Here is an 18,757-nt window from a genome sequence, read left to right as displayed (position 1 = left end):
CACAGGGTTGGGCACGCAGGTGGCGTGCGCCCGGTTCAACGCGGGGTGATCAGCGGAGCGGCGTCGTTGGCGTGCTTCTTGGCCTGCTTGGCGGCTTTCTTTTCCTTCGGGTCGAGGGCCGGCTGTTTCTTGGTTTCCTTGTTGCTCTTTCGGATCTTGTTCATGGTCGTGCTCCTGACGCGGACCGGCGAATGTCGGCCCCTCCCCACTATAGGCCTATGGAGCGCGGAAAACCGGCGTCGGCAAAAGATAGCTTCACGGGCGCGGCGCACCGCTGCGTGCCGCGCCCCAACGCGCCCGACGTCCCCTTCGAGCGCGCTCAGGCGTGGAGCTGGTTCAGTTGCCGGGCAACGATGTCGTGGTTGAGCCACAGCACCGGGCCCGAGGGCGCCGACGATTCGCGGAAGATCAGGGCGCCGCTAGCCTCGAGGACGAGACCGCTGAGGAGATCGGTGATCAGGGCCTTGCGGTCCTTGTGCATCTGCACGATTTCGTCCGAGGTACGTATCTGCAGCTCGGCCTGGGCGGGGCTGTTGGGCATCGGCCAAGCCGCAAAGTCGCGGAACGCCCGCATGACCTCGCTGCCCTGGAAGGCGTCGATCTTGTGCAGCACGTCCTCCAGGCTGAAGCCCTCTGCCAGGCGCTCGCGGCAGGCCTGCCACTGCGACTCGGCCCATGCGCCGCCGCCTTCCTTCTTCAACGTGTACAGGAGCGAGATCAGCGGCAGCTCCACGCCGGCAAAGACGTCGGTCGAGTTGGTGCGGATCTCGGGGCAGTTATAGACCGTGGCCTTGATGCCTTGCGCCCACGCTGCCTCGGCAATGCGCTCGAGGCGCATCTTGGCGTAACCCTGGGTGTAGTTGGTGTAGGTCTGCCACTGGTAGCGGTCGTCGATGAGGATTCCGGTGCCGTGATAGCCGTAGGCGGTGAAGCGGACCTGGCCGCCGGAGGTTTCGACGCGAGCACGGATCGCCGCGCTGCCTTCGATCAGATGCTGGAAGGTGTTGGCCGAGACTTCATCGAAGTTCTGCAGGATCAGCTTGCCCAAGTCGCTGTCGAGCAGGGTCCGGGACGACATGAAGCGGTCGCCCGACCCCTTGTAGATGCGATTGGCGATCACCATGAAGACCTTGGCCTTGGGGATGCCGCCGGCCATGGTGTGGGCGAAGAGCACGTTGCGGTCCTCACCGATCATGCCGTCGAGCACGGCCATGGCTTCCGCCACCGCAGCGCGGAAACGCCGGGTGCCGAGCGCGCGGCACTTGTCGATATGGGCCCAGTCGAGCGTGTCCTGCTCCCAGGTCTTCAGCGTTATCTTGTTGAGCAGATCGGTCGGCGTGGGTTCGCCCGCCGGCGCATCGAGGTCGAAACCGGCCATCAGGGGGACGTTGATGATTCTGCCGCCCAGCCCGGCCTCGGCCGTGGCCAGCTCTTCGTCGTTGAGCGGGCGCAGCGCGTTGTTCTCGTCGCGCCGCCCGACGGTGATGCCGACGATCTCCAAGCCCGCCTGGCGTGCTTCATTGACAAGGCCGCTGGCGTAACCGCGGCCGAACAGTTCGCCGAAGAGCACGAACACGTCGCCTTTGCGGAAGAGGGTGGTTTGTGGGAGCTGGCTGAGGGCAATCCGATTGTTCATGTCGAATTGGGGGCACGGGAAGGTTGGAAAATATTCCCGCGATCCTACCCAGTTCGGCACGCCCGCCCCACGCTTCTCGTGCACATGCGCACCCGCCGCACGCCTGCGACGGAAGGGTGGGCGCATGGTTCCCGGCGGCCCGGGGCGTCCGTCGGCGTTGCGATCGACCCGCGCCGCGGCAGCGGAGCTCAGATCGTCGCCGACACCTGCTCCAGCCTCGCGACATCGGCGGCGAGGGGGATCGCGTGACGGGCGCGTGCCACGGCAAGCGCCGACTGATGGCGTGCTGCGTTGCGAAACTCGGGGTGATCGAGCGCGGCCAGGGCGTGCAGGGTCTTCTGCAGCCGGATGCCGACCGCGAGCGTGCCGGCGCCGGATTCGGAAACCGGCGAGAAGGCGTCGTTGAACAGATCGTCGACCGCCAGCACCGGAATGAATACGTGGGGGTAGAAGATCTCGCAGTCCTCGTGACGGGGCTCGACCAGGATCGCGAGCACGCGCACCAGTGCGGCCATCGTTGCGATCGCGGTGCCGGGGTCGTTGATGGCGGGGGAGAGCGCCTTCGCCGCAATCTCCGACAGCACGATGAGACCGAAGCGCGGGTCCTGGTCGAACGAGCGCCGGGCGCCGACATTGAAGGCGGTGCGCACCGCCTGCACGGCATCGTCATCCGGGGCGAAGTCGAGCCATGCGATCGGTCTTGCCGTATCGACGAAGGCGCCCGGCAGGGCCTCGACGTGGATCTCGCCGCCGCCCAAAGCCGCCACCCGCTCCAGCGCTTCGACGTCGATGTGCTGAACGTAGCCGATCTTCGCGCTGCTGACCGCAGCGACCGTCGGCGCCGGCCCGGCCCGCATGCGCGCGCCGATGCAGGGGTGCTTCCAGCGTGCGCGCATGGCATGGATGGCCGCGGCTTCGACGCGGTCGATGGCGTCGCCCACCCGGCCGAAGCGCGCGAGCAGGTCGATCCAGCGCAGCAAGGTGATGACGATGACGGCGATGACGCCGATCGTGCCGACGAAAAGCACCACGCGCCCGCTGTCGCCATACACGCCGGCATTGAGCGCGATGATACCCACCAGGCTGAACAGAAAGCTGCCGACGAAGGTCGCGAGGGCATTCTGCGCGCTGCTGTCCTGGATCAGCAACTCGGCCACTCGCGGGGTGGTCGCACTCGACGCGCTGGCATAGGCCGACACCATGGTCGCCAGCGAGAACGTCGTTACCGCCAGCATGCTCGAGGCCAGGATGTCGAGTACGTTGCCGACCGAGTCGGCGCCGATCCTGCCCGACCAGTCGGCGGGAATCAGGGGTGCGAGGGCAATGCCGATGATGGCGGTAAAGATGCCGGCCACGGCAAAGATACTCGCCCGCACCCACAGGCGGCGGGCGAGTTCGGTGATCAACCAGCGCAGATTGGGCATGCTCGACGCCTCCGGTGCAGTTCAGGGGTCACCTGAAAGACCGGAATTATGGCGCCTGGCGCGTATCTTTCGCGGCTTTGGCCTGAGCCTTGCGGGTCAGAGGCGGCGTCCGTTGATGACCTGAAGCAGGACGACGACGATCGCGATCACCAGCAGGACGTGGATGAAGCCGCCGATGGTGGTCGAGGTGACCAATCCGAGCAGCCACAGGATGAGCAATATGACGGCGATGGTGTAGAGCATGGAATCCTCCGTTCTCATGTGTGCAGGACTCACTATCGACGCTTGGGTGGCGGGCGTCGGTCTCCTGGCGCACATAAGGCGCGGAGGGCGTCAGGCGCTCCGTTGCACGTCGAACAAGCAATAGCGATTGCGGCCGGCCTGCTTGGCCCGGTACATCGCCTGGTCGGCATGACGCAGCAGATGGTCGGCATCCGTGGCGTCCTCCGGGTAGAGCGTCACGCCGATGCTGGCGGACACCTGGAGCGTGGTGCCGGCCAGCGAAACCGGTGCCGAAGCGGATGCCAGCAGGCGGACGAGCATCGGCGTGGAGTCCCGCAGGTGTTCGAGGTCGACCAGCACGGCGACGAACTCGTCGCCGCCGATGCGGGCCAGGTGTCGCCCCCGCGTAGGGCCGCCTTCATGCGTTGCGCGAGGATCACCAGCAGGTCGTCGCCGACCTTGTGCCCATGGCGGTCATTGACCTCCTTGAAGCCATCGAGGTCGAGATAGGCCACTGCGAGCGAGCGCCCGCGGCGCTGACATTGCAGCATGGCGTGCTGCAGTCGGTCGGCCAGCAGCACGCGGTTGGGCAGGTTGGTGAGCAGGTCGTAATGCGCGATGCGCTCGAGCTGCTGCTGTTGCGCCTTGAGCGTGGTGATGTCGGTGACGACCGCGTTGCAGCCGAGCCCGTCGTGGGCCAGGGTGGCCTCGATGCTCACGATGCGTGGAGGTTCATGGTTGCCGGCCAGGCGTAACTCACGGGCGGGCGCCGGCCGAGCGTCCAACACCTGGCCCAGAAAAGCATTCAGGCCGGGCAGGTCGTGGGGGGCGATGAAGGCCCCCAATTGCCCCCGGGTGAGGCGCGCACGCTCGACACCCAGCAGCCTGGCGCCGGCCAGATTGGTCTGGAGGATCGTCCCCTTGCGATCGAGGCTGAAGTAGGCCAGCGGGGAGAAGTCATAGAGTTCGGTGTAGCGCGCGAGCGCGGCCTCGACCAGCGCGCGTGACTTGCGCAGCTCCTCGTTCTGCATTTCGAGTTCGATCTGATGAACCTCGAGTTCGTGCAGCAGGCGTCGCGTGCGCTCGGTGTCCGGGGGGGACGGGCCCGGCGTGATCATGTGCTCAGGTCTCCGAGACGCTTTTCCAGGATGCGCTGGGCCTTCGTCAGCACCTCTTCCAGCGCCTTCGCGCGGTCCAGCGCCTCGGTCTGCTCCGCGAAGCGGCCCTGCAGCGCTGCCAGCGCCTCGCGCAAGGTCTCTTCCTGGGCGTGGGCCGCGCTTACGTCGACGAAGGTGATCACCACGCCGTCGATGCGGTTGTCCTGGGTGCGGTAGGGCATGATGCGCACGGTGAACCAGCGCCCGTCGCGTGCCGGTACGTGGCATTCGCGAAAGATCAGCGAGCGCAGCACCTCACGCACATCATCGGCCAGTTGCGGGTATTCCAGCTCGGTGACGAGGTCGGTGACGGGGCGGCCGGCGTCGCTCGGGATCAGCTTGATGATGCTCGTGGTCTGGTCCGTGAAGCGGCGCACCCTGAGGTCCTCGTCGAGGAACAGGGTGGCGATGTCGGTGCTGTTGAGCAGGTTCTTCATGTCGTCGCTGGCCTGCGACAGCTCGTCCACCTTGGCCTGGAGCTCGTGGTTGACCGTCTGCAGCTCCTCGTTCATCGACTGCATCTCTTCCTTGGAGGTGGTCAGCTCTTCGTTCGTGCTCTGCAGTTCCTCGTTGGTGGACTGCAACTCCTCGTTCGCCGCCCTGAGCTCCTCCTGCGAGCTTTGCATCTCCTCGCGGGTGATGTGCAGCTCGTCGCGGCACTGCGCCAGCTCCTTTTCGGCCGCGCTCAGGCGGGCGCGATGGACGCCGATGGGGTCGGGCGCGACCTCCTGGAGCGTCGTGACGGGCGGGGCGACGTCGCGGAACACGACCAGCACCATGGCGCGTGTGGCATCCGCAGTGGTGAGCGCCTGCACGCTGACGTCGACGTACTGTGTTCCGCCGTTGGTCCCGACCCGCAGGGCGTTCAGGGTCACCTGCGTTTGCTGGCGCAGGGCCTTGGCAAAGGCCGAATGCACGGCGCTGCCCAGACCATCGCGTGCCATGGCGAAGATGTTCAGGTTGGCCTTGCCGGCGGCCGGCTCGAGGTACTTTCCGGTCCTGCCGCTGATGTAGACGATGTCGCCCTTGGCGCTGGTGAGGACCGCAGCCGGGCAGTGGTGCAACAGGAGCTCGGCCTCGGTGAGGGCCTGCAGGTTTGGGGCAGACAGCGACGCGGGCTCGGTGGCCGTGGTCGACGTCGGCAACACTGCGGCGGCTGCGCGCTGGCGCGCGAAGGCCGTCGAAAAACCCATCAGCTCGCTGCGCGCGTCGTGGTCCCGGCGCAGGTAGAGCCGGGTGCGCCCGGGCAGGGGTGCGAACAGGTCGGTCGCGTCGCCGATGGTCTCGGCGCTCCCCAGGATCAGGACGCCGCCGGGGTTGAGGCTGTAGTGGAACAGCGGCAGCAGCTTCTTCTGCAGTTCGGCCTCGAGGTAGATCAGCAGATTGCGGCAGCTCAGCAGGTCGAGGCGGGTGAAGGGTGGGTCCATCACCAGGTTCTGCGGCGCGAAGATGACCATCTCGCGGATCTCGTTGCTCACCCGATAGCCGTGATCGTCCTGCACGAAATACCGCTTCAGGCGTTCCTCGCCGACATCGGCGGCGATGTTGGCGGGATAGATGCCGGTGCGCGCCCTGTCGATGGCGTCATGGTCGAGGTCGGTGGCGAAGATCTGCAGGCTGAAGCGCGCCGCGGGCGCGAGCGCCTGCAGCAGCTCGCGGAAGACGATGGCGAGCGAGTAGGCCTCCTCGCCGGTGGAGCAGCCGGCCGTCCATGCCCGCAGGACGGCGCCCTCGGGGTGGGCGGCCAGCAGCGCGGGCAGGATCTCGGTGCGCAACTGCTTCCAGACCTCGGGGTCGCGGAAGAAGCGGGTGACGCCGATCAGCAGCTCCTTGAACAGGAGGTCGGCCTCCTGCGGGTTGTCGCGCAGGTAGCGCACGTAGTCGCCGATGTGGGCGAGCTGGTGCAGCCCCATGCGGCGCTCGATGCGGCGATACAGCGTGCTCTTTTTGTAGAGCGAGAAATCATGCCCGGTGCGCGCGCGCAGGAGCACCAGCACCTTCTCCAGTCCGCTCTGGTTGGTGTCCGTCGTCTGGGGGGTGGGCGGCGCGTCAAGTGTCGGCAGGTGTTGTAGGTAGCTGAGGATGCGGCCCGGCAGCTCCGCGGCGCTGGCCACCACGTCGGCCTGGCCGTCATCGACCGCGCTGCGTGGCATGCCGTCGAACTTGGCCGAGGCGGGGGCCTGGACGAACACCGCGCCCGCCTTCTCCTTGATGGCGCGCAGGCCCAGCATGCCGTCCGAGCCCATGCCCGAAAGGATCACGCCGATGCCCAGCGCCTGCTGATCGTCGGCGAGCGAGCGGAAGAAGAAGTCGATCGGCAGGCGCAGGCCACGCGGAGCGGCCGGCTCGAGCAGGTAGAGCGCGCCGTGCAGGATCGACAGGTCGCGGTTGGGCGGGATCACATAGACATGGTCGGGCGCGACCTTGACGCCGTCCTCGACCTGGGTGACCGGGATGGCGGTGGCGCGCTGGAGCAGCTCCACGATCATGCCCTTGTGGGTCGGATCGAGATGCTGGACGACCACATAGGCGAGGCCCGAGGAGGGCGGCACCTTGCCCAGGAACTGCTCCAGCGCCTCGAGCCCGCCTGCCGATGCGCCGATGCCGACGATCGGGAAGGGCGTTGCGGGCGCGTCGTCGCGTGGCTCGGCACCCGTCGTGGCGGCGGGGGCGGGCGGTGACTTGGTGCGCGGACTACTGCGCGGACGCTTGGGCTGTGTGGTCATTGACTACCTGGTGTTCGGGATCCGTGTGGCGGCGGTCATGCTCCGCCGTTGGCCCGCTCGGGATGATGTCGAGCACCGCCATCTGGATCTCGTGACCGCTCTCATCGGCAACGGCCTGGATGCGGACCGGACGCTCCGCGTGGTGGGCGGTGACGAGCAGCACGAGCTCGCAGCTTCGCCTGCACCTGCCGCGCAGCTTCTCGTCGAGAAAGTCATTGAACACGGGCAGGAACTCGGGCTTGACGAACGCGGCGAAGCGGTGAGGCCGCGTTTGCGAGCGCTGGATGTCGAGCAGGATTGCCCCGGCCAGGTTGAACTGGACGATCACGCCCTGGGCATCGAGCGTGAAATAGGAGATGGGTGCGAAGTCGTAGATATCCGCGTACTTGCGGTGCAGCGCATCGGCCTCGTCATAGGCCTGGCGCAGGGCCTCGTTGCTCATCTCGAGCTCGATCTGGTGAACTTCGAGTTCGTGCACCATCCGTGCTTGCTGCCATGCGGCGTCCGCGTTCGATTCTGCCTTCGATGCTGCGGCCCGCTCGGCTCTCTCCTTCTCCAGCCGCGCTTCGGCCCGCTTGCGCAGGCTGGCCGGATTGGGGCGCGCGCGGTCGCTGGGCAGGATCATCTGCGGGAGGAGGAACAGGCGCTCGTACTCTGCGCGAACGACGCTGTAGCACTCGCACACGCGGGCTTCGAGGCCGGGGCGGTCGGTGACCGTGATCTGCCCGCGGCGGTAACGGATGAGCCGGGCGGCCTGCAGCTTGCCTGCCGCATCGGTGACCGCCTCGCGGCGCACACCGAGCATGTTGGCGATCAGCTCCTGGGTCATGTTCAACTGATTGTCGGGCAACTGGTCCAGGCTCAGCAGCAGCCAGCGGCACAACTGCTGATCCACCGCGTGATGGCGGTTGCACACCACGCTCTGCGCCATCTGCGTCATCAGCGCCTGCGTGTAGCACAGCGCCAGGCGCAGCAGGTGGCCGTGCTGCTCGAGTTCCCAGGTCATCACCTCGGCGCGCAGCCGCCACGCCGTGCCTGCGCACTGGACTACCGCCTTGTGCGTAGAGGTCCGGCCGCCGAGAACGAGCGGAATGCCGACCAGGCCATCCTTGCCGGTCATGGCCAGCTCGGCGGTGGCGCCGTTCTCGGTGGTGAACACCAGCGACACGATGCAGGAGGTGGGGAAGTAAACGAAGCCGAGCACGTCGCCCGGCTCGTAGAGCACATGGCCGAGCGGCAGGGTGACCTGTTCGAGGTCGTCCATCAGTCGCGCGCGCTCGTTGACCGGAAGGGCGGCGAGGATGCGGTTCTCGCCAGCGGCGGGCACCGGGGGCTCGGTCATCGGGGTCTCCTTTCAGTTGCCGTGTGCTGGCTTGCGCGGGGCGGTGGCCGGGGTGCACTGCCGAACAGATGCATGCAGCCTGAGTGGAATAATAGTTCACGAAAAAGGAAGGATGCTTCGGCAAGCCGCTCGTGGGGCAGGCCGGCGCAAAGGGTGTCGAAGGTAGCACGCGAATCTCGACCAACACGGAAACGCGGGTCGCCGCGCGTCCGGTTCGAGCTGGCGATACGGCTGGTCAACACCTCCGCGCTGAATGAACTGGCAGGGAAGTCGGCAGGCCTCGGGAAGCGCGCTCCTCATGACCTGTTGGCGGGTGCCGCTGCCGTCGTTCAACCCGGCAGTGTGCGCAGCCAGTCGCGCAGGATCTCGGTGACCTGCCCGGGCTGCTCGAGTGGCGAAAGGTGGCCGCAGTTCTCGATGACCTCCAGTTTCGCCCCGGGTATTGCCGCGACCAGTTCTTCGTGCACAGCGGGTGGCGTGATCACATCCTCGCGGCCGCAGATCACCAGGGTCGGGCACTTGATGCGGGCGAGGCCGGGGCGGCTGTCGCTGCGGCCGATGATGGCGCGTTCCTGGCGCACGAAAACCTCTTTTCCCAGTCCGTTTGCGGATGACTGGAACATGCCGCCGACCTCGGGCGTGCGTGGTCGGGGTGCGCCATGCGCGTCAGCAGGGTTTCGATGACGGTCTGGAACTTCGTTTCGGCGAGATCGACGAGCTTCTTGCGCGCGGCGGTGGCTTCGCGCGTCTCGGGGTGCGCGCTCGTGCTCACGAGGACCAGCGCGCGGACGCGTTCGGGTGCCTGACGCATGATCTCCAGCGCGACGTAGCCGCCCATCGACAGGCCGACGAGCACGAACTGTCCATCGGGTGCAGAGGCGAGGGTGTCGGCGGCAAGCTGGCCGATCGTGTCAGCGCCGGTGAGGTCTGCGATGGTGATGCCGGCAACGTCTGCAAGCGCGTCGGCCTGTTGCTCGAACAGGCTCGCGTCGTTGAGTAGTCCGGGCAAAAGGACCGGTTGGGATTCTTGATGGTGGTTCTCCTCCGACGGTGAGTGCGAAAGGCGAAATGCGGAACGCGAGACGCGGAATGCACGCGCTGCCGCGCCGGCTAAACCCCCCAGACGACGGGCGCGCCTTCTGCCAGCGCGCGCTCCATGAGCTCGAGCATCGGCACCGCACGCTGACCGAATTCGACGCGCTCGTCGAGCTCGTCGTCCCCGCTGGCCACCTCCTTGCCGGCGTTGTCGGCCGCTGCGAGCGGCTGGGTCTTGTCGGCAGCAATGGCCGCCCGAACGCTGTCGATGGCGGCTGGAAGCTGGTCCACCGTGATGATCCCGGTGGCCTCGTCCGGGGCCTTGCCGATGCAGCGCAGGAAATCCTTCGCGGCCGTCTCGAACATCAGCACATCATTGCTTGCTGCGGACTTGAACTTGATCAACATGACCGTTTGCCTCATGACAGGGCACCCTCCGCCGCTGGGTGCAGACGGGGGGCGCGTGGTTCTCGATGGGCACTCAGTGGGTCAGCTCATCCCTGTGCTGCTGGGTGCCGTAGTACGAATGGATGGTGCTTGACCACGCGGGGTCGGCCATGTTCGGCCACTTGCCCTTGTCGAAGCCGGGCGCCTCGCTGAGGCGATCCTTGGCGACGTTGAGCACGAAACGCTTGTTCTCGGTGTCGAGCTTCAAGGCGCTCCATGGTACGGCGAAGAGCTTCTCGCCCATTCCCAGGAAACCGCCGAAGGACAGCACGGCGTAAGCGATGCGGCCGTTGTGCACTTCCAGCATGATCTCCTTGATTTCGCCGACGTTTTCGTCGTCGTGGTTCACCACCTCATTGCCGATCAAGGTATCTGCGCCCATCAGGTGCGGACCCGGTCCGGTTTCCATGTCGGGCCCCAGTGTGGTCGGGGCGATGGCTTTGTACATCCCGTAATTGTCGCGTTCTTCGTCATTCATCTCAGCCCCTGGCAGTGCATGGGGTCAAACAGCGTGGCGTCAGGCGGGCTTCTTGACGGCGTCCTTGATGTCTTCCTTCAGGTCACCATAGTCGGCCTGGACCTCGCCGACCACCTGGTCGACCTTGCCTTCCGCTTCCAGGCTTTCGTTGCCGACCACCTTGCCGGTGACTTCCTTCACCTTGCTGGTCGCTTCCTTGATCCGGCCCTTGACTTGATCCTTGTTCATGCGCGTCTCCTTGCTGCTGGGTTGGCCTTTCGGCGCCGCTGCGGGGACGGTGCCGGGCAGCGGGTTCATGCAGGATGTGCGTATCCATGAGCGCGGTCTGTACGTCAGGGCACATAAGCCGCGGTCGAAATTTCCGGGCTCGCCCTCGTCCCGTGCGTGCGCCGTCGAACAGATGCATGCCGACATGAGGAATACAAGTTCAACTGGACACGCGTCGCGCTGCGGGTCTTTTTCCACAGCGCACACCGATCGGCGGTATCAGCAGCAGAGGAGTGACATGGTGCGGCTACTGGCACACGATCCACGCCAGAACCAGATTCTGGCGGCGCTTCCAGCGCGCGACTACGCGCGGCTGGTGGGGGAGCTCGAGCGTGTCACCCTGGTGCCGGGCGTGCTTCTCCACGCGCCCGGTGCGCCCTTCGAGTTCGCGTACTTTCCCACCACCGCCATCGTGGCGCTGATCCTCGCCAACGACAGCGGCGCGTCGGCCGAGTTGGCGATGACCGGCAAGGACGGCCTGGTCGGCATCCCGCTGGTGCTCGGGGGCGTGAGCACGCGCTTTGCGATGACGGTGCAGAGCGGGGGCGAGGCCTGGCGCCTGCCCGCCGAGGTGATTGCCCGCGAACGCGACCGGGGCGGCACGCTGCAGCGTCTGTCGCTGTGCTATGCCCAGGCGCTGATGACGCAGATGGCGCACAGCATCGTCTGCAATCGCCACCACCTGGTTGACCGCCAATTGTGTCGCTGGCTGTTGTCCAGCCTGGATCTGCTGCCGGGCAATCAGCTCGATGTCACCCAGGAGGTGATCGCGCACATGCTCGGCGTGCGCCGCGAGGCGGTCACCGAGGCGGCGGGCAAGCTGCAGGCCGAAGGCCTGATCCGCTATCGACGCGGCCACATCACGGTGAATGATCGCGCCGGCCTCGAGGCGCGCACCTGCGAGTGTTACCGCGCGGTGCGAACGGAGTGCGATCGCCTGTTCGAGGCTCAGGCCGCCTCGAAGTGCTCCAGCATCAACTGCACGCTCGACACACCGCGGAACTCGTTGATCCCCAGGCGGTAGGCCGCGTGGATCTGCTCCGGGGCGCCACCGGCGTGGTTGAACTGGATCGCCTCGTAGCGCGCGGTGTTGCGGCACAGATCGAGCTTGAGGTGCTTGTCCTTCAACAGGCGCTGGCGCTCGACGCGGAAGACGTCGTCGAACAGCGGCGCCGGAAAGCCCTGGCCCCAGATCTCGTTGTCGAGCATGCGCGCGGCGTCGAGCGCGAAGTAGCCGGATTCGAGGCTGCCGTCGGTATCGATGCGGCGCTCGAGCTGGGCGGGCTCGAGCAGTTCGCCGACGACCTCCTCGAAGGCCGCGTCGAAGCGTGCGAGTTCCGATTCGCGGATGGTCAGGCCGGCCGCCATGGCGTGGCCGCCGAAGCGCACGATGAGGTCGGGCTGGCGCTTGGTGACGAGGTCGAGCGCGTCGCGCAGGTGCAGGCCGGGGATCGAGCGCCCGGAGCCCTTGAGTTCGCCGTCGCTCGCGCGCGCGAAGGCGATGGTGGGGCGGTGCAGCCGCTCCTTGATGCGGCCGGCGACGATGCCGATCACACCTTGGTGCCAGTCGGGTTCGAAGAGCGCCACGGTGGCGCGGTTGCCGGCGTCGAAACCCGCCAGGCGGGCGAGCGCTTCTTCCTGCATGCCGGCCTCGATGCTGCGGCGTTCGCGGTTGAGCTTGTCGAGCTCTTGGGCGATGTTCATCGCCCGGCCGGGGTCGTCGGTGATCAGGCACTCGATGCCCAGGCTCATGTCGGAGAGTCGCCCGGCCGCGTTGAGGCGAGGGCCGATCATGAAGCCGAGGTCCATCGTGCTGGCGCGCGCCGGGTCGCGCCCGGCGAGCCCGAACAGCGCGCGGATGCCGGGCTGCAGGCGCCCGGCGCGCATGCGCGCGAGGCCTTGCGCGACCAGGATGCGGTTGTTGCGGTCGAGCTTGACCACGTCGGCCACGGTGCCGAGCGCGACGAGGTCGAGCAGGTCGGCAAGGTTGGGTTCCTTGGCGCCGGCGAAGGCGCCGCGCTCGCGCAGTTCGGCGCGCAGCGCGAGCATCGTGTAGAACATCGCGCCCACGCCGGCCAGCGCCTTGCTCGGGAAGTCGCAGCCGGGCTGGTTGGGGTTCACGATCACGTCGGCTTCGGGCAGCACGTCGCCGGGCAGGTGATGGTCGGTGATCACCGTGGCCATGCCATGGGCGCGCGCGGCGGCGATGCCCTCGACGCTGGCGATGCCATTGTCGACGGTGATCAGCACGTCGGGCTCGAGGCGCGCGGCGATCTCGACCATGGCCGGGGTGAGGCCGTAGCCGAGCGTGACGCGGTCCGGCACGAGGTAATGCACGTCGGCACCGAAGGCGCGCAGCGCGCGCACGCCCACCGCGCAGGCGGTGGCGCCGTCGCAGTCGTAGTCGGCGACGATGACCATGCGCGCGCCGGCCTCGATGGCGTCGGCGAGTAGGATCGCGGCTTCCGCCGTGCCGGTGAGCGCCTCGGGCGGCAGCAGGTTCTTCAGGCTGGTGTCGAGCTCGTCGGCGCGCGCGATGCCGCGCGCGGCGTAGAGGCGGGCGAGCAGCGGATGCAGGCCGGCATCGGCGAGGCGGGCGAAGGCTTGCTGCGGGATGGAGCGGGGCTGGATTCGGGTCATCGGTCGAAGAAAGCTTGTAGGTGGCCGGTGTTCATGCACAGGCCGCGGCGCGTCGGCGGCGCGGCAATCGCGGCTCGCGCCGCTCCTACGGAAAGCGCCGCGCATCCGGAGCCGCGGCAATCGCGGCTCGCGCCGCTCCTACAGAACGTGTCGCGCATCCGGACTGCCGCAGGAGCGACGCAAGTCGCGATCACCGGCCTTGCGGTCGGCGCCGCGCATCCGGAGCCGCGGCAATCGCGGCTTGCGCCGCTCCTACAGAACGTGTCGCGCATCCGGACTGTCGTAGGAGCGACGCAAGTCGCGATCATCGGCTGCGCCTATGGGGCGCCATGGGCGGGGCGCGGGGCGTCGGGCATCTGCATCGGCGCGGGGGCGATGGACTTCAGCAGCGCGTCGAAGGCGTAGGGCTTGCGCCAGAACTTCCAGCGTTCGCCGGCGCGCAGCTCGAGTTGCAGCGTGCCGCGATCGCCGGGGGCGGTCAGACGCAGGGTGTCGATGCGACCGGCGCGGAAGGCCTCGGCGAGCGGGCCGAACCAGTCGCGCTCCATCGCCTCGAGGCCGCGCCGCCAGGTGTCGAGGTCGAGCTGCTGTGCGGGCTTGCGCAGCTCGTCGAGGACGACCAGCGTGTCCTGCGCAAGCGCTGCAGCGGGATCCGGCGCACCGAACGCCACCCCGGCAGCGCGCGCGAGGCCGATGCTGACCGGATCGCTCGCCTGGACCTGGCGGGCGGGCGCCCGCGGCGGCGCATCGAGCGCGCCCGCGCCCCACAGCCAGACGCTGTTGACCGCGCGGCGGCCGGCCTCCTCGCGGGCGCGGCTGCGCGCATGGTTGTGCAGCACGATCTGCGCTTCGTTCATGGTGCGCTGCCACAACCGGGCATCTTCGCCTTCGGGCAGGAAGTGCTTGACCGGGCGCCCGGTCACGTCGTCGAGCGGGTAGAGCGTGACCGCGGTCGGGCGGTGCAGGCGCAGGTACCAGCGCGTGGGCGTGCAGGCTTCGAAGCGGCCGAGGTCGGCGAAGATCGCGTTGAGCTCGGCGACCAGCTCGGCGCTCTCCGCCGCGTCCAGCTCTTCGTCCGGAAAAGCCTGCAGCAGCAGGTGTTCGCGGGCGAACGACAGGTTCACCGGATCCGCGCACAGCCAGTGCCTGCCGGGCTCGGGCGCCGGCGCATCGGCCTCGCCCAGGCGGCGCAGGGTCGCCATCGGCAGGGTGTCGCCGTGCACGCCGAACAGGCGCGCGAGCTGGCGATCGTAAGGCTCGAAGGCGGTCAGCTCCCGGCGGCCGCGGCCGAGCAGGGTCGCGAGACCCTCGAGCGCGAGTCCGGAGGCCGGCCCGAGCAAGGTTGCGACAGGCCATAGCAGGCCGGGGATCAGGAGCTGGATCTGCATCGAGGTCGGGTGTCTGAAGGCGGCGCGAGTCTACCATGCGTGGCGCTGCGGGCTCTCCGCCGCGACGGGTCGCCTGCGGTGGCGGTCGCGGCACTCCACCCGGTGGAATGCGCATATGATCGGGCGCTCGGGCTGAGCCGCACGCAGCCTTGTTTTCCCGCTCAAGGATTCGCGCAGGACATGAATGTTGTCGATCTGCTTCTGCAGCAGGCTTCGAGTCGCCCGGAGGCCCTCGCCGTGCGCCATGGCGATGAAGTGCTCGGCTATGGGGCCTTGGGGCGGAGGGTGTGCTCGGTGGCCGCGGGCCTGGCGAACGCCGGAGTGGCGCGAGGGGACGTGCTCGCGCTATGTCTGGACGACCCCCTCGATCATCTGGTGGCGTCCTTGGCGGTCGCTCATCGGGGGGCGACGGTGGTGAGTGTCCCGCGCACCCTGCCCGATGCGTTGCGTGGGCGACTGTTGGCGCTCACGCGGGCTGGTCGGGCGCTCGCCGACGACGGTCGTCGAACTGGAGCGGACCTCGGCGGGCTCCCGGTCCTCGCCTGGTCCATGCTCGAGAGAAGCCCGCCGTCGATGACGCCCGAGCCGGCGCGCGAGGTGGCGGATCGGCCGTGGATCTATGTGACGGGCTCTGGTTCCACGGGGCGACCCAAGATCATGCCGGTCACGCACCGGCAGCAATGCCTGCGCTCGAGGCTGGGGCCGAGCTGGCTGCCCTATGGCGCGCAGGACGTCTTGTGCTCCATGGTGAGCATGCATTTCTATTCCGCGAAGCAGCGCTGCCTGGAGGCGATGGCGATCGGGGCGGGAATCTTCCTGGACACCCCCGGCCGCGTGGACCTTCGCCGTGAAGTCGCCGAGGGCGAGGTGACGGTGATCCACGCCATGGTCTGCCACATCGAGACCCTCCTGCGTCGGCTTCCGGCGGAGGCGACCGGCGCGTTCGCCCGGCTGCAGGCGCTGATGGTGGGGGGCTCGACGGTGTCGATGGCGCTGCGCGACGAGATCCGGCGACGCTTGACCCCCCGCATCCATGTCTTCTACGGGACGAACGAGAGCCACACCGCGACCCTGACTCGACTGGACGAGGTTCACCGGACGAGCGGCGGCGTGGGGCGTCCTTTTCCCGGCATCCGCATCGAGGTGGTCGATGAGCGCGGGCAGCCGGTCCCGGCAGGGGTGGACGGACGGGTGCGGATCGCCTCGCCGATGGTCATCGACGGTTATCTCGGTGACGAGGAGGCGAACCGCAAGGCCTTCGCGGAGGGCTGGTTCTATCCCGGGGACATCGGCCATCTGACGACCGACGGGCAGCTGGTGCACAGAGGGCGCATGGACGACATGATGATCGTCGGTGGCGTGAATCTCCATCCAGCCGAGATCGAGCAGTGCCTGCGGCGGCATCCGGGCGTGGCCGATGCGCTGGCCACGCCCCTGCGGCATCGCGTGCTGCAGGATGTCCCGGTCGCGCTGGTGGTTCCCGAAGCTGGAACGCATCCGAGCGCGCATGAACTCGTCGCTGCCCAGCGTCAATTACCTTGGCCGGTCGACGTCAATTATCCTGGCCGGTGGAAGCGAGGCATGAGGGGTTCAGCCTTTCGGCTTTGAGGTGTTGAGGGTGCGTTGCTCAGAAGGGGCGAGCCCCTTCTGAGCAACGCGGCGGCGGAAGCTTTCCACGTTCATCTCGAAGAGCGTGGCGTGATGCACGAGCCGGTCGACGGTGGCCAGCGTCATGGCCGGTTCGGCAAAGACGTGGCCCCACTCCGAGAACGGCTGATTCGCAGTGATGGCCAGGCTTCTGCGCTCGTAGCGCTCGGCGATGAGCTCGAAGAGCACCGAGGTCTCGCCCTGGTCGCGGCGGACGTAGCTGAAGTCGTCGCAGATCAGCAGGTCGAAGCGGTCGAGTTTGGCCAGCTCGGCCGGCAAGCGCAGATCGCGCCGGGCGGCCTGCAGGCGCTGCACCAGATCGCTCGTGCGGGTGAAGAGCACGCGGTAGCCACGTTCGATGAGGGCGTGGCCGATACTGGCGATCAGGTGCGTCTTGCCAACACCCGGTGGTCCGAAGAGCAGGATGTTCGCGCCTTGTTCGAGCCAGCTGTCGCCCTCGGCCAGCGCGGTGACGTGCGCCTTGGAGACCGTCGGCACGGCCGTGAAGTCGAAGGCCGACAGGCGCTTGTCCGGCGGCAAGGCGGACTCGGCTCGATGGCGGTCGATGCGGCGCGTCTCGCGCTCGTGCATCTCGTGCTCGCACAGGGCGGCCAGAAACCGCTCGGCCGGCCAGCCTTCGCGGTTCGACTGCTCGGCCAGCGCCGACCACAGCCGCTTGATGGTGGGCAGCCGCAGCTCGGTGAGCATCATGGGCAGCGTCGCCGTCTCGATGACGCTCATGCCGCCACCTCGTACAGCGTGTCGTAGACCGACAGCGCGGGCAACGACACAGTGACCGCCGGCATGGGCGTCTGGCGCGGCGCAAAGCGCGCCTCGAGTCCTTCGAGATCGGGCAAGGTGCCCGCCTGCAGCAAACCCCCGAGGATCTGCGCGAGTTGGACCTCGCACGCGCCGCGTGCGGCCAGATCAAGCAGCCCCACCATGAGCTTGCAGGCCTGGCGCTCGGGCAAGGTCTCGACCAAGCGCTCCCAGGTCTGCCGGTACTCGGCGCGGGGGAACATGTCGTCGCGCAGCGCCCAACGGGCAAAGGCGCCGGGTTTGCGCTTGAGCGCGGGCAGCAAGTGCCGGTAGTCGAGCTGCTTGCCGCGCCGCTTGCCTGCCGGCACCGCTCCGCGCGCGCTCTCGAACACGCACACCCCGCCCAGCCAGCCCTCGAGGCGCTCGGGGTAGAGGCGAAACTGGAGCCGATGGCCGATCAGGCGCGAGGGCACGCTGTAGAGCACGCGGCGGATGCTGACGGTGCTGAACTTGGTCACGCGCGCCTCGATCTCCTCGTACTCGCTGGTCCGGCGCATGGGGAGCTCAGCGAGCTGGCTGCGCTCTTCGGCCAGCCGCGTCTGGATGCGCCGGTTCAGGCGTGTGACGACCTCTGCGACGAACCGCTGATAGTCGGCTGTGGTGGCGAACTCGCGGTGCCCACGCAGCAGCAGCGCCTGCTCGAGCGCGCCCTTGAGGCTGCCTTGGCGCGATTCAATGGCGCCGTTCTCGTGCGACTGGCCCAGATTGTTCCGGCTCGGACGCAGGCCATAGTGCCGGCACAGATCTTCGTAGCGGCGCGTGAGCGTTTCCGCTTCGGCCAGGTTGTTGAAGGCGGCCGACAGGCTGTCGGTACGGTGTTCTTCGGGCACCCCACCCAGGGCCCACAGGGCATTCTGCAGACCCTGCGCCAGGGCGGCGAAGCTCTCGCCGCCGCACACGAGTTCAGCATGGCGCCAGCCCGAGTACGCCAGCGCGAACTGGTATAGGCGATGCGCGAAGTGTTCGCCGCCCACCGTGATCCTGAGTTCGTCACACACGGTGAAGTCCGACAGCGCCAAACGGCCCGGCGGATTGGCTTGCGAGAAGAACACCTCCTTCTCGTGTCCGTGCTCGGCGCGCCACATGCGGATCCGCCGCTGCAGGGTGCGCAGCACCCCATCGCCGAACACCTCACCGTGACGGCGCTGCAACTCCTCGAGCAGGGTTCGGCCCTGCAGCCCGGGTTCGCGCTCGAGCAAGGGCACCAGCTCCTGCTCCCAGACGTCCGCCAACGGATCGGCGCGCGTCCGCCATGTCCTCGGTCCGCGCTGCGACGGCAACCCGTCAGCCTGCTCGATGCGCCGTGCTGAGCGCACGCTGATGCCCATCCGGGCCGCCGCGATCTGCTGCGTCGCCTGCCTTCTTGCTTCCTTGTATTTGCGCACTTGTTGGTCCGTGATCTTCTTGCCGGGCACCGAGCGCCTCCCAACGCCTGTCGTCAGAAGAGCACTCTATCCCTCGCTTCCGGACCTTCCCGGCTGCAGATCCAACCGGCCAGGATAGTTGTCGTCGACCGGTCAGGTTAATTG

15 protein-coding genes and 4 pseudogenes are annotated in these 18,757 nt (G+C 67.7%); 2 read left to right on the top strand and 17 right to left on the bottom strand.

The annotated features are described in order from the left end of the window. Positions 1-35 precede the first annotated feature (35 nt). The 13 genes and pseudogenes from C665_RS21260 to C665_RS03320 all read right to left on the bottom strand — a co-directional run bounded on the left by C665_RS21260 (position 36) and on the right by C665_RS03320 (position 10,695). Positions 36-164: a hypothetical protein gene (locus C665_RS21260; RefSeq protein ID WP_281054720.1), complete on the bottom strand. Its 129-nt coding sequence runs from the start codon at positions 162-164 to the stop codon at positions 36-38. A gap of 155 nt (positions 165-319) precedes the next feature. Further along, positions 320-1,636, bottom strand: coding sequence for an enoyl ACP reductase FabMG family protein (locus C665_RS03360; RefSeq protein ID WP_004300065.1), 1,317 nt, complete (start codon positions 1,634-1,636; stop codon positions 320-322). Between the two features lie 188 nt (positions 1,637-1,824). Further along, positions 1,825-3,060, bottom strand: coding sequence for a DUF2254 domain-containing protein (locus C665_RS03355; protein ID WP_004300063.1), 1,236 nt, complete (start codon positions 3,058-3,060; stop codon positions 1,825-1,827). Positions 3,061-3,156: 96 nt separating this feature from the next. After that, complete coding sequence (locus tag C665_RS20585; RefSeq protein ID WP_004300061.1) at positions 3,157-3,303, bottom strand: lmo0937 family membrane protein; 147 nt, start codon at positions 3,301-3,303, stop codon at positions 3,157-3,159. A 90-nt stretch (positions 3,304-3,393) separates the two neighbouring features. After that, a pseudogene (locus C665_RS21255) lies at positions 3,394-3,963 on the bottom strand (diguanylate cyclase domain-containing protein); the annotation flags it as partial. Between the two features lie 5 nt (positions 3,964-3,968). Next, positions 3,969-4,313 (bottom strand): annotated as a pseudogene (locus C665_RS21250) (PAS domain S-box protein); the annotation flags it as partial. A gap of 83 nt (positions 4,314-4,396) precedes the next feature. Continuing rightward, positions 4,397-7,165: a chemotaxis protein CheB gene (locus tag C665_RS03345; RefSeq protein WP_004300055.1), complete on the bottom strand. Its 2,769-nt coding sequence runs from the start codon at positions 7,163-7,165 to the stop codon at positions 4,397-4,399. Next, the gene (locus C665_RS03340) at positions 7,134-8,507 is read right to left on the bottom strand and encodes a Crp/Fnr family transcriptional regulator (protein WP_004300053.1); all 1,374 of its coding nucleotides are present in this window, start codon (positions 8,505-8,507) and stop codon (positions 7,134-7,136) included. The genes C665_RS03345 and C665_RS03340 overlap by 32 nt, the downstream gene beginning before the upstream one ends. A 329-nt stretch (positions 8,508-8,836) precedes the next feature. Continuing rightward, positions 8,837-9,136 (bottom strand): annotated as a pseudogene (locus tag C665_RS21045) (alpha/beta fold hydrolase); the annotation flags it as partial. Between the two features lie 17 nt (positions 9,137-9,153). Further along, a pseudogene (locus C665_RS21360) lies at positions 9,154-9,363 on the bottom strand (alpha/beta fold hydrolase); the annotation flags it as partial. Positions 9,364-9,617: 254 nt separating this feature from the next. Then, positions 9,618-9,950: a DUF1840 domain-containing protein gene (locus C665_RS03330; protein ID WP_004300051.1), complete on the bottom strand. Its 333-nt coding sequence runs from the start codon at positions 9,948-9,950 to the stop codon at positions 9,618-9,620. A 73-nt stretch (positions 9,951-10,023) separates the two neighbouring features. Further along, complete coding sequence (locus C665_RS03325; RefSeq protein WP_004300049.1) at positions 10,024-10,467, bottom strand: PRC-barrel domain-containing protein; 444 nt, start codon at positions 10,465-10,467, stop codon at positions 10,024-10,026. A gap of 39 nt (positions 10,468-10,506) precedes the next feature. Further along, on the bottom strand, positions 10,507-10,695 hold the full coding sequence (locus C665_RS03320; protein ID WP_040828424.1) for a CsbD family protein: 189 nt from the start codon (positions 10,693-10,695) through the stop codon (positions 10,507-10,509). On the opposite strand from C665_RS03320, the gene C665_RS03315 reads away from it, so the two are divergent. Then, positions 10,694-11,758, top strand: a complete 1,065-nt coding sequence (locus C665_RS03315) for a Crp/Fnr family transcriptional regulator (protein WP_245537131.1) — start codon at positions 10,694-10,696, stop codon at positions 11,756-11,758. The two genes, C665_RS03320 and C665_RS03315, sit on opposite strands and share 2 nt — an antisense overlap. On the opposite strand, the gene recJ is transcribed toward C665_RS03315, so the two are convergent. Beyond that, positions 11,683-13,374 (bottom strand): single-stranded-DNA-specific exonuclease RecJ, encoded by a 1,692-nt coding sequence (gene recJ, locus C665_RS03310; protein WP_004300043.1) that lies wholly within the window; start codon positions 13,372-13,374, stop codon positions 11,683-11,685. The two genes, C665_RS03315 and recJ, sit on opposite strands and share 76 nt — an antisense overlap. A 317-nt stretch (positions 13,375-13,691) precedes the next feature. After that, positions 13,692-14,762, bottom strand: coding sequence for a hypothetical protein (locus C665_RS03305; protein WP_004300041.1), 1,071 nt, complete (start codon positions 14,760-14,762; stop codon positions 13,692-13,694). A 180-nt stretch (positions 14,763-14,942) separates the two neighbouring features. On the opposite strand from C665_RS03305, the gene C665_RS20575 reads away from it, so the two are divergent. Next, a complete protein-coding gene (locus C665_RS20575) occupies positions 14,943-16,370 on the top strand; it encodes a class I adenylate-forming enzyme family protein (protein WP_004300038.1) in 1,428 nt (475 codons plus the stop codon). Here C665_RS20575 and istB read toward each other — a convergent pair. Further along, the gene (istB, locus tag C665_RS03295) at positions 16,353-17,150 is read right to left on the bottom strand and encodes an IS21-like element helper ATPase IstB (protein WP_004298999.1); all 798 of its coding nucleotides are present in this window, start codon (positions 17,148-17,150) and stop codon (positions 16,353-16,355) included. The genes C665_RS20575 and istB overlap by 18 nt on opposite strands. Further along, positions 17,147-18,643: an IS21 family transposase gene (istA, locus tag C665_RS03290; RefSeq protein ID WP_040828304.1), complete on the bottom strand. Its 1,497-nt coding sequence runs from the start codon at positions 18,641-18,643 to the stop codon at positions 17,147-17,149. Before istA ends, istB begins: the two co-directional genes overlap by 4 nt. Positions 18,644-18,757 lie beyond the last annotated feature (114 nt).

Origin of the sequence: Thauera aminoaromatica S2, assembly GCF_000310185.1 — a bacterium.
GTDB classification, from domain to species: domain Bacteria; phylum Pseudomonadota; class Gammaproteobacteria; order Burkholderiales; family Rhodocyclaceae; genus Thauera; species Thauera aminoaromatica.
The sequence above is the reverse complement of the archived record's forward strand: the minus strand, read 5'-3'. Positions and strand labels throughout refer to the sequence as shown.